The organism is Polynucleobacter sp. MWH-P3-07-1 (assembly GCF_018687555.1).
GTDB lineage: Bacteria > Pseudomonadota > Gammaproteobacteria > Burkholderiales > Burkholderiaceae > Polynucleobacter.
In genome coordinates this window covers 320,252-335,843 of record NZ_CP061296.1, presented here as the reverse complement: position 1 = coordinate 335,843, position 15,592 = coordinate 320,252, and the positions used below count along the sequence as shown (strand labels likewise).

The 15,592-nt window shown below is 46.1% G+C and carries 15 protein-coding genes; 6 read left to right on the top strand and 9 right to left on the bottom strand.

The genetic code is table 11. The features are described from left to right. Positions 1-113 precede the first annotated feature (113 nt). Both ICU98_RS01830 and ICU98_RS01825 read right to left on the bottom strand, forming a co-directional pair. The gene (locus tag ICU98_RS01830; protein ID WP_215289128.1) at positions 114-1,007 is read right to left on the bottom strand and encodes an EamA family transporter; all 894 of its coding nucleotides are present in this window, start codon (positions 1,005-1,007) and stop codon (positions 114-116) included. 43 nt (positions 1,008-1,050) lie between these two features. Next, the gene (locus ICU98_RS01825; protein ID WP_215352450.1) at positions 1,051-2,682 is read right to left on the bottom strand and encodes a GMC family oxidoreductase; all 1,632 of its coding nucleotides are present in this window, start codon (positions 2,680-2,682) and stop codon (positions 1,051-1,053) included. An 89-nt stretch (positions 2,683-2,771) separates the two neighbouring features. On the opposite strand from ICU98_RS01825, the gene yjgA reads away from it, so the two are divergent. Then, the gene (gene yjgA, locus ICU98_RS01820) at positions 2,772-3,299 is read left to right on the top strand and encodes a ribosome biogenesis factor YjgA (RefSeq protein WP_215288953.1); all 528 of its coding nucleotides are present in this window, start codon (positions 2,772-2,774) and stop codon (positions 3,297-3,299) included. A gap of 4 nt (positions 3,300-3,303) precedes the next feature. Here the strand turns inward: yjgA and ICU98_RS01815 are convergent, their stop codons facing one another. The 6 genes from ICU98_RS01815 to ICU98_RS01790 all read right to left on the bottom strand — a co-directional run bounded on the left by ICU98_RS01815 (position 3,304) and on the right by ICU98_RS01790 (position 9,318). After that, entirely contained in the window at positions 3,304-4,371 is a 1,068-nt protein-coding gene (locus ICU98_RS01815; RefSeq protein ID WP_215352448.1) for an acyltransferase, read from the bottom strand. Positions 4,372-4,394: 23 nt separating this feature from the next. Continuing rightward, a complete protein-coding gene (locus ICU98_RS01810; RefSeq protein ID WP_215352447.1) occupies positions 4,395-5,000 on the bottom strand; it encodes a cytochrome c in 606 nt (201 codons plus the stop codon). Next, positions 4,997-6,229: a sorbosone dehydrogenase family protein gene (locus ICU98_RS01805; RefSeq protein ID WP_251365366.1), complete on the bottom strand. Its 1,233-nt coding sequence runs from the start codon at positions 6,227-6,229 to the stop codon at positions 4,997-4,999. The genes ICU98_RS01810 and ICU98_RS01805 overlap by 4 nt, the downstream gene beginning before the upstream one ends. Positions 6,230-6,339: 110 nt before the next feature. Further along, positions 6,340-8,433, bottom strand: a complete 2,094-nt coding sequence (locus ICU98_RS01800; protein WP_215352445.1) for a TonB-dependent receptor — start codon at positions 8,431-8,433, stop codon at positions 6,340-6,342. 78 nt (positions 8,434-8,511) lie between these two features. Then, a complete protein-coding gene (locus ICU98_RS01795) occupies positions 8,512-8,682 on the bottom strand; it encodes a hypothetical protein (RefSeq protein WP_158525527.1) in 171 nt (56 codons plus the stop codon). A gap of 42 nt (positions 8,683-8,724) precedes the next feature. Beyond that, a complete protein-coding gene (locus tag ICU98_RS01790; protein WP_215272995.1) occupies positions 8,725-9,318 on the bottom strand; it encodes an HdeD family acid-resistance protein in 594 nt (197 codons plus the stop codon). Positions 9,319-9,500: 182 nt separating this feature from the next. Between ICU98_RS01790 and ICU98_RS01785 the strand changes: the two genes are divergently transcribed. From ICU98_RS01785 to ICU98_RS01775, 3 genes are read left to right on the top strand one after another with little or no spacing between them, the layout of a single operon-like run. Then, the gene (locus ICU98_RS01785) at positions 9,501-9,722 is read left to right on the top strand and encodes a hypothetical protein (RefSeq protein WP_112313704.1); all 222 of its coding nucleotides are present in this window, start codon (positions 9,501-9,503) and stop codon (positions 9,720-9,722) included. 13 nt (positions 9,723-9,735) lie between these two features. Then, positions 9,736-10,092, top strand: coding sequence for a hypothetical protein (locus tag ICU98_RS01780; RefSeq protein WP_112238545.1), 357 nt, complete (start codon positions 9,736-9,738; stop codon positions 10,090-10,092). A gap of 2 nt (positions 10,093-10,094) precedes the next feature. Further along, positions 10,095-11,648, top strand: coding sequence for a hypothetical protein (locus tag ICU98_RS01775; RefSeq protein WP_215352444.1), 1,554 nt, complete (start codon positions 10,095-10,097; stop codon positions 11,646-11,648). 22 nt (positions 11,649-11,670) lie between these two features. Here ICU98_RS01775 and ICU98_RS01770 read toward each other — a convergent pair whose 3' ends face one another. Next, on the bottom strand, positions 11,671-13,143 hold the full coding sequence (locus tag ICU98_RS01770) for a glycosyltransferase (protein ID WP_215352443.1): 1,473 nt from the start codon (positions 13,141-13,143) through the stop codon (positions 11,671-11,673). 132 nt (positions 13,144-13,275) lie between these two features. Here ICU98_RS01770 and ICU98_RS01765 point away from each other — a divergent pair, with 132 nt between their 5' ends. Together ICU98_RS01765 and ICU98_RS01760 are read left to right on the top strand one after the other, a co-directional pair. Beyond that, positions 13,276-14,973: a nitrite/sulfite reductase gene (locus tag ICU98_RS01765; protein WP_215352442.1), complete on the top strand. Its 1,698-nt coding sequence runs from the start codon at positions 13,276-13,278 to the stop codon at positions 14,971-14,973. Continuing rightward, the gene (locus tag ICU98_RS01760; protein WP_215352441.1) at positions 14,970-15,590 is read left to right on the top strand and encodes a DUF934 domain-containing protein; all 621 of its coding nucleotides are present in this window, start codon (positions 14,970-14,972) and stop codon (positions 15,588-15,590) included. Before ICU98_RS01765 ends, ICU98_RS01760 begins: the two co-directional genes overlap by 4 nt. Positions 15,591-15,592 lie beyond the last annotated feature (2 nt).

Genomic DNA, 15,592 nt, shown 5'->3' with positions numbered 1-15,592 from the left:
TTTAAATTAAAAAATCTTTTTTAGTGAAACTGAATCGAATATTCATCTTACAGGGTTTGCAAACCCATAAAAAGGGCTTTCTATAGGGGTTTTCATCAGGTTCTGACAAGTATTTAAATCACCCTGGCAAAGCGTTCCTTTAGCCTTGGCCAAGACACATTAATCAAAAGCCCCACCATGACCAAGCCAGCGGCAAATAACTTCCAGGCTGGCAGGCCTTCCCCCAAATAGATCGCAGAAGCCCCCATTCCAAAGATGGGTACTAAGAGAGGCATCGGAGCTACAACTGCAGCTGGGTGTTTTGAGAGGAGCCAAGCCCAGGCTGCATAGCCAAATAGAGTGTTTGCCCAGGATTGCCAGAAGACCCCTAACCAGACCCCGAGTGGCGCTTGCTCTAGAACGAGGGTCAAGTGCTCCACTCCACCCTCAAAGACAGCCGATATCAGCAGTAAGGGAGGAACAGAAAATGCGCTGGCCCACACTACATAAGCAAATAATTGAGCTGGATTGCTAATACCTGCGTAGCGACCCACGGTATTGGCCGCACCCCAAGAAAAACCAGCGAATATCATGAGGGCTAAGCCCAGTAAGGTGGTGGTCGCATCGGTATGCAATGCAATCAGCAGTAAGCCGAGAATGGCCAACAATAATGCGAACATTTGATAGCGACGCAAACGCTCTTTTGTCAGAAGCATCGCGAAGCCGATCGTAAAGAAGACTTGCACCTGAATGACCAGAGATGCCAAGCCTGGTGAGATTTGGCTATTGACTGCGTAATACACCACCCCGAACTGCCCTACTCCAATGAATAATCCATAGAGTGCAAGATTCCAAAGCGGGACTCTAGGCCTGGGAATGAATAAGGCCATCGGCAGGAAAGCAAAGGTGTAGCGTAGCGCAGCAAACAGAAATGGTGGCAAAACTGCCAAGCAATATTTCATGATCACGAAATTGGTACCCCAAATCGCGACGATCGCCAAGGCCACCAATAAGTGGGTAAATGGCAGGGTAGTTATTTTGGTGTTTGACAAAAGTTTTAAGTAACCGCTCTTAACTTTGCTTACCAGTAATCAACTCGATCGCACGCTGCGCAATCATCATGGTGGGCGCCGCAGTATTTCCAGAGGTAATGGTCGGCATGGCAGAGGCATCAACCACCCGCAAGTGATGAATTCCTCTAACACGCAATTCTGAATCCAAGACTGCCATCGAATCATCAGTGCGCCCCATCTTACAAGTGCCCACTGGATGAAAAATCGTCGTACCAATATCTCCTGCGGCTTTCACTAGATCAGCATCAGTTTGATATTGCATACCAGGCTTGTACTCTTCTGGTGAGTAAGGCGCTAAAGCGGGGCTTTGTACAATCTTTCTTGTGAGACGCAAAGACTCTGCTGCAATTTGGCGATCTTCATCAGTCGATAAGTAGTTCGGACTAATCACCGGTGGCGCATTAACGTCTAATGTGTTGATATGCACACTGCCTCGTGAGGTCGGACGTAAATTACAGACACTCGCTGTAAACGCATTAAAGCGATGCAATTGATCGCCAAACTTTTCCAGCGATAAAGGTTGAACGTGATATTCCACATTTGCCCGCTCTTGTGCTGGTGAGCTGTAGGCAAAGGCGCCCAGCTGAGATGGCGCCATTGACATCGGACCTGAACGTTTGAAGAGATACTCTAGACCGATCATGATCTTGCCAAACCAAGAGTGCACTTTGGTATTCAGGGTCGCAATCCCGTTAACTTTGTAGACCATTCTTAACTGCAAGTGATCTTGTAGATTCTCACCGACGCCGGGCAGATCACTCATTACCGGAACGCCCAATGGACTTAAACGCTCAGCGCTGCCAATGCCAGAGCGCTCTAAAATTTGTACGCTACCAATCGCACCGGCAGACAGCAAGACTTCGCCACCCCGCTCTATCGCACAATGGGCCTGTTGAGTATGACCGCCCTGAATATATTCAACACCAAGGCAATTTTTAGTAATGGGGTCAATGATCAGCTTACTGACTATCGCCTCAGTGACGACGGTCAGGTTAGGACGTTGCTGCGCATCTTTTAAAAATGCCTTGGCAGTATTCAGACGCCAACCTTTACGCTGGCTGACATCAAAGTAGCCCACGCCAAAGTTGTCACCCCGATTAAAGTCATCTGATGCCGGAATGCCGGCCTGAACTGCGGCTGCTTTGAAAATATCCATAATGGGCCAACGTAAACGCTGACGCGAAACCGTCCACTCACCACCTTTGCCATGCCATTGATTAGCTGGGCCGTGATAGTCCTCAAAGGATTTATAGCGACGCAGTGCCTCATCCCAAGACCATGATGCATCACCAGTAGCCTCAACCCAAGACTGATAGTCTGCAGCTTGACCACGCATATAGATCATGCCGTTAATGGAAGAGCAACCCCCTAAAACTTTGCCGCGAGGATATAAAAGCGAGCGGCCATTCAACCCTGCTTCCTTGCTAGTACGAAAACGCCAATCGGCCCTAGGGTTATCAATGCAATACAGATATCCCACCGGAATATGAATCCACACGTAGTTATCTTTTTTGCCAGCCTCAATCAAAAGAACCCGCTTTTGAGAATCCCGGCTCAAGCGATTGGCCAGCATGCAGCCAGCGCTACCGGCGCCGATGATGATGTAGTCGTAGAAATTGGCTTGGTTCATGGCTCTCAGGCTTCATAACTTTAGGACTCTATTATTTACTAGTTTACAATGCGGGGTGCCCAAGGGGCAATCCCCTCTAAAATAGAGTCATGCACGTTAATGAAAAGAATCGTACCCCCAAACTAGAGGATCCTGACGACGGACCTAGTAAATCTGAGCTCAAGCGCCAAATGACTGAGCGTCAGAAGCTCGCCGAGGTGTTGGCAGCCCTCAGTAGCGATGCTTTGCAATCGATCCCGATGGATGAGGCTATCAAAGATGCCATTGCCGAGACACCCAAGATCAAGAGCTTTGAAGGGATTCGGCGTCATAAGCAATACCTTGGCAAACTCATGCGCTTTTTGGATGAATCTGAACTTGATGCGATTCAAAAGCGTTTGGATGCGATTCAAGGAGTCAGTAAAGCCGAGACAGCAAAGCTACATATGCTCGAGAACTACCGCGATCGACTTCTCGCTGATGACAATGCGCTCACCAAATTGATTGAGCAGTTTCCAGATATGGATATTCAGAATATGCGCACACTCATTCGTAATGCCAGAAAAGAGCGTGAATCTAATAAACCACCGAAATCCTATCGCGAGATCTTTCAGGCTCTCAAAGACTTAGGGCTTTAGTCCTCTAGCTCAGTTTCAAAGTGCGTGATGGTACTTCCACCCAGCGATACAAGTAATTAGCAGCAAGCCAACTCATAAATACCGAAATCAACATGAGGGCGATGGCCATCATTCCATCGTGACGCCGATCCACACCCCAAGCAATGTAGAGTGTGTTTGCCAATAGGATGAATGAGAAATGCAGTAAGAAGGCGCAATAGGATCGGCGACTACTCCATAAAATCGCATTAACAAGCTTATGGTATTTCATATGCTTGTGATCTTGGTAGGCGCGATCACCCCAAATAATCAAGGCTAAAGACACTACTAAAGCCAGAATATTGCGCATCCAAATTTGCTGAAAACTGGAAAGCACAATCACTGCCGTCACAATGCCTAAAAAGATTCTGGCTAAACGGTTGACCTTGGGATCGGCATAGTTTTTAGATAACTGAGCCAATATGCCTAAACCATACGGGCCCATGAAATAAATAAAGTAGTTCTCATAGGTGCCAAGACGATTGAAGTACAACAGGGATGCAACGCAGAAAATCGCCAGCATCCAAATCAGCGAACGAAAGCCGGGGAACATACCTAACATCAAAGCGAGAATGGCATAAAGCTGCCAATCAATCGCGACATACCAAACCCCAGCAGAAATTGAATCAAGGCCCAGAATGCCTTGTAAGAAGAAAAGGTGCGATAAAAATTGAGCCAGTGTTTCTGACTGGCCGACAAACTCATCCTTGACCCAAAAGCGCGCCACCCATGCGCAGGCGATCGTCAGCAATAAAGCAATGACATAAGGTGCAAACAAACGCAGATAGCGATTGATGATGACTTTGAGAACTGCGTGAACAGTGCGCAACTTCTCTTGCTTAAGCAGTGATTGCGCTGCTAGATAGCCACCCATCACCAAAAAGATCTGCACTGCATAACGGCCATAGCTAAAGAGCCACGCCATGACATTGGGCAAAACAGTGCGCGCATCTTCTGCAATCTGTCCGTAACTAGACAGATGGTGAAGAATGATCGTCAGGGCTGCAAAGGTCTTTAAAAAATCAACCAGCAGAAAGTGGGTTTTGGTTTGCAATTAACTTAATTCTAAAAAAAGGATTAATTAAGAGCAGCAGCATAAGCAGCTAAAGCTTTAATATCCTCATCACTTAAGCCTTTGGCAGCACTACCCATGGTGCCATCCATATCCACCCGCTCACCTGAGCGGATATTTTTCAGCTGAGTGATCAAGTAAGTCTCGGACTGACCAGCTAATCGAGCAATATGTTTTTGTCCCTGAAACTGCGCGCCATGGCAGGAGTTACAAAATTGTGCGCTCGCAATCTGCTTACCCTGCTCAATCAATTGTGCGTTACCACTTTTAGCTGGCGGAGGAGGCAGAGCCGAATAGTAAGCCGCAATGTCACGCATATCTTGATCACTCAAGGCTTGCGCAATGCCGTCCATGCCACCACCTTTTCGCTGTTGACCTCGATACTGAATCAATTGATAGGTAATAGATAAGGCCGGTTGTGCTGCTAGATTAGGAATCTCAGGAGAACTGCCAATCCCGTTTTCTCCATGACAGGCAAAACACATGGCTGCCTTCGCTTTCCCAGCCACCGGATCCGGTGGTGCCGCTTGGGTAAGCTGAATACTTAGCCAAGCGGAGGTAGTAAAAAAGGCCACCCCGAGGATGGCCTTAGTATTTTTCAACTTCATCATTTCTTGTTATAGCTCACACGGAAAATCGCACCAGTTTCATCATCGGAAACCAACATCGATCCATCTTTGAGAACCTGGACGTCAACTGGGCGACCCCAAAAGCTCTCGCCCTCCAGCCAACCTGTAATGAAAGGCTCGAGTTTGACAGGCTTGTTCTTTGCATCAAGCACAACCCGTACAACTTGGTAGCCAGACTTTTTAGTCTTATTCCAGGAGCCATGTTCAGCAATAAAGATATTGCCTTTGTATTCGGCAGGGAACATATTGCCGTTGTAAAAACGCATACCCAAAGCTGCAACGTGAGCGCCCAATTTCATTTCTGGCTTGTCAAACTCATCGCACGAACGGCCTTTGCCAAACTCGGGATCCAAGAAGTCACCTTGGTGGCAGAACGGATAACCAAAGTTCATACCCTTATGTGCCAGGCGGTTTAAGGTGTCATTCGGTAAATTTTCATCAGCCCAATCACGGCCGTTATTGGTGAACCAAAGTTCTTTAGTGCCCTTTTGGAAGTCCATACCAACACTATTACGAACGCCCGTTGCCACGTACTCCAAAATATTGGTTTTCAAGTTCAGGCGAACTATCGCGGCATGAGTATAGGGCGGCACCACGATATTGGCTGGTGTACCGATCTGGAAATAGAGGTATTGACCATCAGGGCTCAGGGTCAGGAATTTCCAACCATGAGGCTCATCCTTGGGCAATGCATCGAATACCACTACTGGCGCTGGTGGATTATCCAGGTTGGCTTCGATATTGTCATAACGAATGATGCGTGAGAGCTCGGCAACATACAAAGAGCCATTTGCAAAAGCGACGCCATTTGGACGATGCAAACCCTTGGCAATCGTTTTGACTTCACGCTTGCCATCTTTGGTGACTACCGCGTACACGTTTCCAGTAAAGCGAGTGCCAACATACACAACGCCACTGGGGGACTCAGTCATAGAGCGACCATTTGGCATTCCTGAAGCCCACAGCTCGACCTTAAAGCCAGGTGGAACTTTTAACTTGCTGACTGGAATCTCATCAGCAGGTAATGCAGAAATACCAGGAGGATTTGGTGACAAGGAAGGATTCATACCATCTGCGGTACGACCCTGGGCCCAGGTTGGCGGAATGGCAGGTGTTGCTCCGGCGGCTGGTGCAGGTGTTTGGGCACTCGCTAGGCTCATCAAATTGAGACCTGCTAGCAGCATCAAGGAATAAATCAGTTTGCTTTTCATTCATTGTCTCCCTATTAGGAATTATTTTTATCAGTCTGGTTTTACTGCTTTACTAACTGCACAATCCTAAAGCATTTTTGTTAAATGAGGGAAAACGCTGGCAGGATTCCTCAAAAAGTGATGCGTGCGCCCAAATTAATCGCTTGGGGCATCCCAGCTTGATAGCTACTAGCCTGAGAGGCAATATTAAAGGTCACATATTGGCGGTTCAATAAATTAATGACTGAGGCAAAAATGCTCGCTTGAGGTGTCACTTGGTAATTGGCTTTGAGCCCCACAATCGCATAAGCTGGGACTGGTAAGGAACCCGTTGACATCCAGGAATTGCCTACGTATCGAACGGTGGTAGTCAAACTGGCTTGAGGGACTGGATAATAAGTCACTCCGGCATTAGCCATATTCATTGGTACGCCCCCCACCTGAGTTCCCGTAGGATCGGTAGTCGCAGTCCATGTCAGGATCGTTCTTGTGTAGCTATAGCCTCCATCCAGCATCCAATGTGGATTGATCTCATGCTGATATTGCAATTCCAGTCCGCGACTCAGTAAGTTTTGTTGATTGGTGTAATAACTCACATTGGTGTAGCCACTGGATCCAGCTGCACAACCAGAAATCCCTGCAGCACTACATAAACTGCTTGCATAGGCGGCATTGGCATTTGTAATCTTGTAACTGGCAATCGCATTTTGAATATAGTTACTAAAGGCCGTGAGCTGGGCAAAACCCCCTCTCCAGCGGTAATCAGATCCCACCTCGTAACCAGTCATTGTTTCTGGAGTTAGATTGGGGTTAGCCAATGAGTAGCCGCTCACAGAGTTACCATAACTACGCAAAGTGTTATTCATACTCGGCGCATGAAATGCCTGATACGCAGCTGTCCGAAAATCCAAATCCTGTGTGGCTTTGTACATCAGACCTAATGAAGGACTGAGCTGTGTTTTGCTTTGATTGGCGATCGCTTGGTAGGTAGGTGTGCCGCCTGCAGTCGCGTTGTAATAGGTTGGGGTTTGACTATTCCAGTTATCAACCCGAGCACCCAGAGTCGCCTCCAAAGGAATACTGGTCATGCTTGACTTAACTTGTCCTAATAAGCCGTAAAAATTTTGCTGACCTTGCGCATAGTTCACGGAACTTACTGCGCCTGAACCGGTGCTACTGAGATTATTGGTTTGATTGGATGCACTAATGTTGCGAGCGTCGATACCCAGGATGTATTGATCGACCCCGGCCATTTTGAGATCATGAGTATATTGCGCCGATCCGCCTAAGGTGGTGTAGGGATCAGTGTAGTTGGCATTGATATAGGGCTTGTAGGGGCTGGCCGTCAGGTTGTTAGCTGTCTGTTTAAAGAAATTGGTATCTTGAAAAAATACATTGACCTGAACTTTCTTGTCCTCGGCCAATTTAGTGGTCGTGCCGCCCGCAATATCCGTAGTTTGAACTAGGTTCGGTGCAATGCTGTAGTTATTACTCAAATCGCTCATGCTGCTATAGCCCACACGGAAAAAGCCTTTGGTGTCTTGCGTGGGTTTGAAATAACTTTGTAGCCTGACATTGGAGCTGCTGGAGGTTCCGGTTCCCATACCATTTTTGATATTGCTAGGAGATCCAGGAGAGATCGATGCGTAATTCTGATAACCATCGGTATTAAAAGAATCAGCAGAAAAACGTAGCTGCAAAGCATCTGAAGCAATGAGATCCTTGGATGCAGAAACATTACTAGTATTGAATGTGCCATAACTTGCCGAAACCTCTTGCTGGCTATTCATCGGCGTACGAGTATTGATGTTGATGACCCCACCCATGCCATAATTGCCATACAGACTTGAGACGCCACCGCGCACAAACTCAACCGAATCAATCGAAGACATTGGGACCAAGCTCCATTGAACAGTGCCATAAAAAGCATCGTTAGCAGGCAGGCCATCAATCAGAACAAGCGTGCGACCATATCCAAGACCGCGCACATTAATGCTTTGACCCGTGGGATCTTTTTGATAGTACGGCACATCATTTAAGAAAACCCCGGGAACATTTTTGAGTACCTGATCAATCGTTTGATCGGGTGAGCTCTCTAGTACCTCTTTAGTCAGAATCGTGGTGTTCAGCGGCACTTGATCAAGCGGGGTGTCGGATCGCGTTGCCGTAACGATGACCTCACTTAAATTTTTCTCATAGTTCAGTGGAGGTGCAATTTGTGCCAAGACATCACTATACGAAAACAGGCAAAGTACAGCCAATAAACCACGCTGACATTGCCTGAACATGCCTTGCGAATACAACTACTTGGATTTTGCTTTGCCCAGCAAAGAGCTCAGCAGTGGATTACTGCTGGCGAGCTCTTTTTTGGTCTTGGCTTTTTCATTTGCAACAGGTTTGGCAACCTTGCTCGCATTTTTCATGCGATGGGAGACTGCCAAACCGAGATTCTTGTATAAATCTGTTTTCTTCATACCGATACTGTAATACCAAGCAAGTAATTGCTCAGTAATCCATTAGCTTGCTGAGTGAGACTTGGCTGCAATACCGATAAAAAGCAATGTCCAACCCTGCAAGAGCAATTCAATAGCAATCAACAATCCAGGTAACCAGAAACTCGAAGCTGGGAAACTATTCATGATCAATACGCCCATCAAGATGGAAATGATGGCAGACAGAACCAACCAGAACCACTGACCAAAAGGACGGTGATGAAAAGCGGCGATCAAGCGTAGAAAACCAGTGATAAAGAAAATCGCTGCTAGCCACAAGGTAATGACTTCAAGCGCTGGGATTGGAAAGAGCCAAGTGTAAAGACCCGCAACGATATACAAAATGGCAAATATGATCTGAATTCCAACGCTTTTCCAACCGCTCGATTGAAATGCATGAATGGCTTGCAAAACGCCGCCAATAATTAAAAAGGCGCCCAATACATTAATCGTGACAAAAGAGAACATCACTTGACCAGCCACACCAATCATGCCCAGCGCAATAAACAAAATGCCTAAGGCAATTAGCATGCCAGGTGCTTTAGCAACAGCGCCTAGGACCTGTGTGCGCATCGCTGCAATCTGATCCATTGATAAACCGGTTGTTGTATTACTCATGCTCAATTCCCCCTTAAAGTTTTAATATGAAGTATTTCCATGCCCAACTGTATCAATAAAAGATGGCATTGCCCTGAAATTGGGTTTGCGCTAGCTATTTACCAGTATTTAAGGCTCTTCCCACTTGGAGTCTGAGAAAAACAGTATGCTTACCGTTCATTGTTGAGAAAGCACTATTGAATATGGATAACACCCTTACCATCGTCTTTGGCATTGCAGCCATTTTGCTACCCATCCTGGCAGGCCGTCTGGTTTGGAAGCGCTTTGATCAGTACTTTGGCAGAAACGATGAAGCTTATATGGATAGTCTGGAATACTTCTTAAAGAAAATTGGCCTGACTGCTTTAGTCGCGCTCATCGTGCTTTGGCTAGGTATGAGCTTGGTATTTAGCAATCAAGCTTAAGCAAGGGTAAGTTGTGAAAGCCATTCTTCTCAAGTCCAAACTGAACTTTGCAGTTCTAGCAGCCATTCTCCTATTCATCGCAATTGGTAAGAGCACCTATCCGCAATTTACTCAAAGTGTTTTTGTTAGCGCAGATCAACTGGTCTCTGATCTGATTTTGGTCTTTGTAGCTATCACGCTTGGTGCTTTTATTACGAATTTTGGGCTTGTTATCTTAGGATGCTTAAGTGCTTTCGTCATTGCCAGCATTTTGGTTTACCAGGGCCTAGTTTTCCAATACCTCAATCAAGAGTACCTGGTCGCAGTCTTGATAGTGGTGCTAGGCTTTTCAGCGATTGCAAACCTATACCGTCATTATCAAAAGCCTTAATCATGCCTTCCAAAATCTCAGGTGAACTATACAAGGTCTGGCCTTACCTCCTGATCATCAGCGTGCTCACGCTTTTGTTCTACGGTATTGGCTTTGATCGCAACTGGTCATTTTGGGCCGATCAAGAGCTCACCTTAGGTTATAACGGCTTACTGATCAACTCCGGCTTTAATCAAGAGTACATCGATCACCCGGGATTTTTTTCAATCCAACTGATTGCTTTTTTACAGAAGATCGCCAATTGGCTGGGCTTAGCTCACCTTCAGACGATCGATGGCTTTAACCAATCAGAATCCCTTTTTGATTCGATGCGGTATTTGGTGATCACTGCAAGGCATGCCGCGCTCGTGACCACGATTGCGCTAGTTTCATTCACTTATTACGTGAGCCAAAAGCTTACTCAGAATGTACGCGGGTCATTATTGGTGGCTTTCTTAGTCTTTGTGAGCAATGGTGTTTTTTATCATTTCACCGCCACCCGCACCGAAGCAATTGCTTTTGCTTTCTTATTGCTCGCTATTTACTTCTTTATTGAGAGCTTTAAGGCAATCCCTGCCCCTGCTCCATTCAAGCTATTGCTTGCGCTGATTTTCTTTTTCTGCGGGGCCTTAAATAAAGCACAGATTCTGGTTTTAGCCCCCTTCTACTTTTGCTGGGCTAGTTATTTCATCAATCCAGATCAGAATAGCAAGCAAGTAGTAGGTCTTCCTCAATGGCTCTATGCATTGCTAGCACCTTTGTCATACCTGGGATTGCTCTACTTCTATAGCCTGCAATCAAGTGGTAAAGGATTTTTATTTAATTGCGCCTTAGTCACTTTCTTTAATGGCCTCTTGTTGCTGATCTGCTTTTGCCACAAGAAGATTAATCGCTATAAAGCGTTAAGCCTTTTCAATATTGGCTATTGGCTGGCCTATCACTTGACGAATGCTTTGAGCACCTGGGTCAATGAAGGTGTATCCATTTTTGGCAATATTGCTGACCCGATGAGTATGAGTCGCTTCCTGTTTAAATCGGGGGGTAGTCAAATACTGAACCCCCAAAGTAATCTCATTGCTAGCCCTTCTCTAGGCGATAAGCTGCAGGCTGCTAGCATATTTTTCCTCAGCCCTTTGGTCGAGACCTTTGGCAAAATTTCATCATCCACCTTGCTGATTATTTTTTGCACGATTTGGATGTTTCTCAAAAGGGATCAACTCAGTAAAAAAGAGTTTTGGTTTGGTATCTTTTGTTTTGTGAGTTTTTATATTGTCAATTTGGTCAACAAGAGTCGCTACTTCGATGCGCCACAGTACCGTATCTTCTCCGAGTTCTTCTTACTGACTTATGCGCTTTTGCTCATCAGCAAAATGACAAAAACTTTGCAGTTTAAAGTGCTGGGTGGTTTAATCTTTTTGACCGTTCTGGCTAATCTGGTGCCTTATACCCATTACTACAATTGGCTGATTCGGAAAGGTAGTCACCCCTTCTGCCATTCTGAGGTAGTGCATACTCATGTGCAAATGAGTGAGACCAGAATTGCTGAGGCATGCGCTCAACCTGGGCCTGAGCACTAATCCAAAAATAAAGAAAACTGAATTAAATAAACTTAATCCGGCGGGCTGCAAATGCGACCATTTTGAGTAACAACCACCCATGGCTCCAGCGCGAGATATTGGTTTCTCCGTAACGACGAGCTCTATAGCGAATGGGTACTTCGACAATCTTCAAGTTTAAGCGCGCGGCGCCAAAGAGTAAGTCAAAGTCGCCAAAAGGATCAAAGTCACCAAAGTACTTGCGGTTATCGGCAATGCGCTGGTAGTCTGTTTTCCAGAGCACTTTAGTACCGCATAAGGTATCGCGGATCGGCTGTCCAATTAACCAACTAAATGCCCAGGAGAAAAACTTATTACCCAGTAGATTTAAAAATCGCATCGCTTCATCTTGCATTGGATAGACCAGGCGGACGCCGTTCACAAACTCACCTAAACCACTAGCCATAATTAAATAGCAACGCTCAAGATCTTCTGGTGGCACAGTAATGTCAGCATCGAGAATCATCAAAATATCGCCGGTTGCCGCATCAAAACCATTCCGTACTGCATTGCCTTTGCCTTTGCCGGTTTGCTTCAGTAGCATGCAATTGCGTTCGGGATGCTTGGCGATTTCGCTAGCAATCACATCATAGGTGTCATCAGTTGAATTGCCTTCTACAAAAACAATTTGCGTTCCGCCACCCATCTCCGGTACTCGTGCAATCAGCTCAGCAATATGGCCAGACTCATTACGCGCTGCAATCACTACTGAGACTGTAGGTTTTTTAATCAGCTGCATACCGACGGGTCTTGCTACGATGAAATTAGTAATGGCGAGCAATTCAAAAGGCCAAATTTTGGCCAGGTAGCGGTTACAGAAATTAGAGACAAGGGGAATATTGAGTGGCGCAATGATTTCACGCCACTGTCGTAGGGTCTCGTATTGAGCAATCTCTAGTAGGTTATTCATATCATGCTTGGTCAGCCAGTTTTGCGGCAGATTGGGTGTTGCTAAACCCAGTGCGCGAGCAGCTCGTAAGGGCAAATTCCACACATGACTAAAGAAATTAAAGACCAAGCGGGTTTGAGGATGACAAAACGGGCGCACGCTATCCAATACGGTTTGCACATCCCATAAGTCATTGACCAAGTCTGAGACGATGATGTAATCGAACTGGCGTCCACCTAGAGCACCTAGTTGTAATTGATGGGCGTCGATTTGAACAAACTCCAAGGTGGGATAACGTTTTTTAGCGTGACTAATAGCCTCCTTACTAAAATCGACTCCCACTCCAATTGAGGGCTTTAGGGCATGGAGTAATTTGCCGTCTTTGCAGCCAAGCTCTAGCACCTGAGAGTCAGCGGGTACGATATTTTGATAGATGTGGGCTAGCCTCTTTTGGTAGTAGCCGCCCAAAGATAAGGAGCGTTTGTCATTAATTTGATCCCAAAACTGACTTCTGGTAGCTTGGTAGTCTTCAAACTCCGCATCATAGGGGTTAGAGGCAATATTTTGAGGGGGTTGAGGGCTAGTCATTGAAGAAATATACCTCATCGCGATAGCTAATTTGACTCAAATCAGGACAGGGATTGATATATCAAAAAGCATATATGAACTGAATTTATGATTATTTGAAGAAATATCAAAAATCCCTGAAAATCATAGGCTATGTACAAATACGACTATATCGACCAAACCCTGGTCAATGAGCGGGTTATTCAATTTAAAGACCAGGTGGACCGCCGCATCAACGGCACTTTGCCTGAGGAAGAGTTTCGGCCACTGCGCCTGCAAAATGGCTTGTATCACCAACGCCATGCTTATATGCTCAGAGTTGCCATTCCTTATGGTTTACTTAGCTCAGATCAGCTGCGAACCTTAGCCCATATTGCCGATAAATACGATCGTGGCTATGGTCACTTTACGACCCGTCAGAACATTCAATTTAATTGGATCAAGCTAGAAGAGTCGCCAGCGATTTTGGCTGACCTGGCTAAAGTGCAAATGCACGCCATTCAAACTTCAGGCAACTGTATTCGGAATATTACGAGCGATGCTTTTGCTGGAGTCGCCGCTGATGAATATGTCGATCCTCGCCCCGTTTGTGAATTACTCCGCCAATGGTCAACATTGCATCCCGAGTTTGCATTTCTGCCACGAAAATTTAAGTTTGCCGTGTGTGGCGCTAAAGAGGATCGTACGATCCTCTTGTGTCACGATGTGGGTATTTCACTGAAGAAAAATGAGAATGGCGAACTTGTAGCAGACATCTATGCTGGTGGCGGCATGGGCCGCACCCCCATCCTAGGCTCACTCATCAAAGAGAATCTGCCTTGGAATGTATTGCCATCTTATTTAACTGCTCTGCTGCGCGTTTACAACCGCTTTGGCAGACGCGACAATATTTACAAAGCTCGCATTAAGATTTTGGTCAAAGCCCTAGGTCCAGAAGAATTCGCACGCCAAGTTGAGGGTGAATGGGCAAGCATTAAAGACGGGGATGACAATTTCCAGCAATCGGAGTGGGATCGAGTTGCTAAGCACTTTACCAAGCCTACTTACAAAACTGCAGAACAAATTAGTACTGAAGATCTCATCCAAAGTGCTCTTGAGAATGAAAGAACCGCTTTTGCACGATGGTTAGAGCGCAACGTCAAAGCCCATCAAGTACCAGGCTACGCCAGTGTAATCTTCTCCCTCAAGCCCCATGGCTCTGTAGCACCGGGAGATGCCACCACTGAACAAATGCTAGCAATTGCTGATTTAGCTGACCAATATAGTTTTGGTGAACTGCGCGTCACGCATGAGCAAAACTTAGTGCTCGCTGATGTTGAGCAAGCTAAGCTTCTTGAGCTGTGGCACAAGGCTAAAGCACAAAATGTGGTACTGCCGAATATTGGACTGCTAACTGACATCATTGCTTGCCCTGGTGGCGACTTCTGCTCACTAGCCAATGCTAAATCACTCCCCATTGCGAAAGCGATTCAGGAACGCTTTGATGATCTGGATTACTTGCACGATCTAGGCGAGATCTCGCTCAATATCTCAGGGTGCATTAACTCTTGTGGTCATCACCACGTAGGCAATATTGGCGTACTGGGTGTCGATAAAGACGGTAAAGAGTGGTATCAAATTACTTTGGGTGGCGAGCAAGGTAATCATGCATCTATTGGTAAGGTGATTGGTCCTTCTTTTGGTGCCGAGCAAATCCCCGATGTGATGGCGGACATCATCGATACCTTTGTGAAGCATCGCACTGCTGATGAACCCTTTATCGAGACCTATCGCCGCTTGGGTGTAATGCCTTTTAAAGAAGCTGCCTATTTAAATAGATCTAAAGAAAGCACTACTGGAGCTGTTGTATGAGTGAGAACCCATCAATTAAGGAATCTAGTATTCAAGTCAACAGCGTCTTGCTCTATCCCAAGGGTGGTAAACCCTCCATCATTGCCAATGAATGGCAAGTCTGGAATGGAATAGAAGCTGAAGCCAGCCTTGCTCAGATTAACCAAGACCAAAAGGTCTTAGCCCCTTTTCAGTGGTGGCTAAGTCATGGTCAAGCTCAAGCGCAAGATCCCGACTCAGAAGTTACTAAACGCATTCAAAAGAAGACTATCGGGGTTTGGTTTGCTGCCGATGAGGACATTCTGAAGCATCATGAAGTGATTGAGGCAGGTAAACCTGCATGGGCATTAGTAGCGGCGGACTTTCCAATCTTTAGAGACGGTAGGAGCTTTAGTACTGCTGCTTTACTTCGTGAGCGCTTTAATTGGTCAGGTGAAATCCGCGCTATTGGCGATGTGCTGATTGATCAATTGGTTTTAGGGGCACGCTCAGGCTTTGATAGCTTTGCCTTACGTGCTGATCAGAACTTGGATATGGCCCTCAAGCAATTTGATCTCTTTACCGTAACGTCCCAGAACAGCTGGCGTGATAGGCGCAGTCAGCTAAATGAGCGACTCAATGGTCACCTAAGCTCGTAATC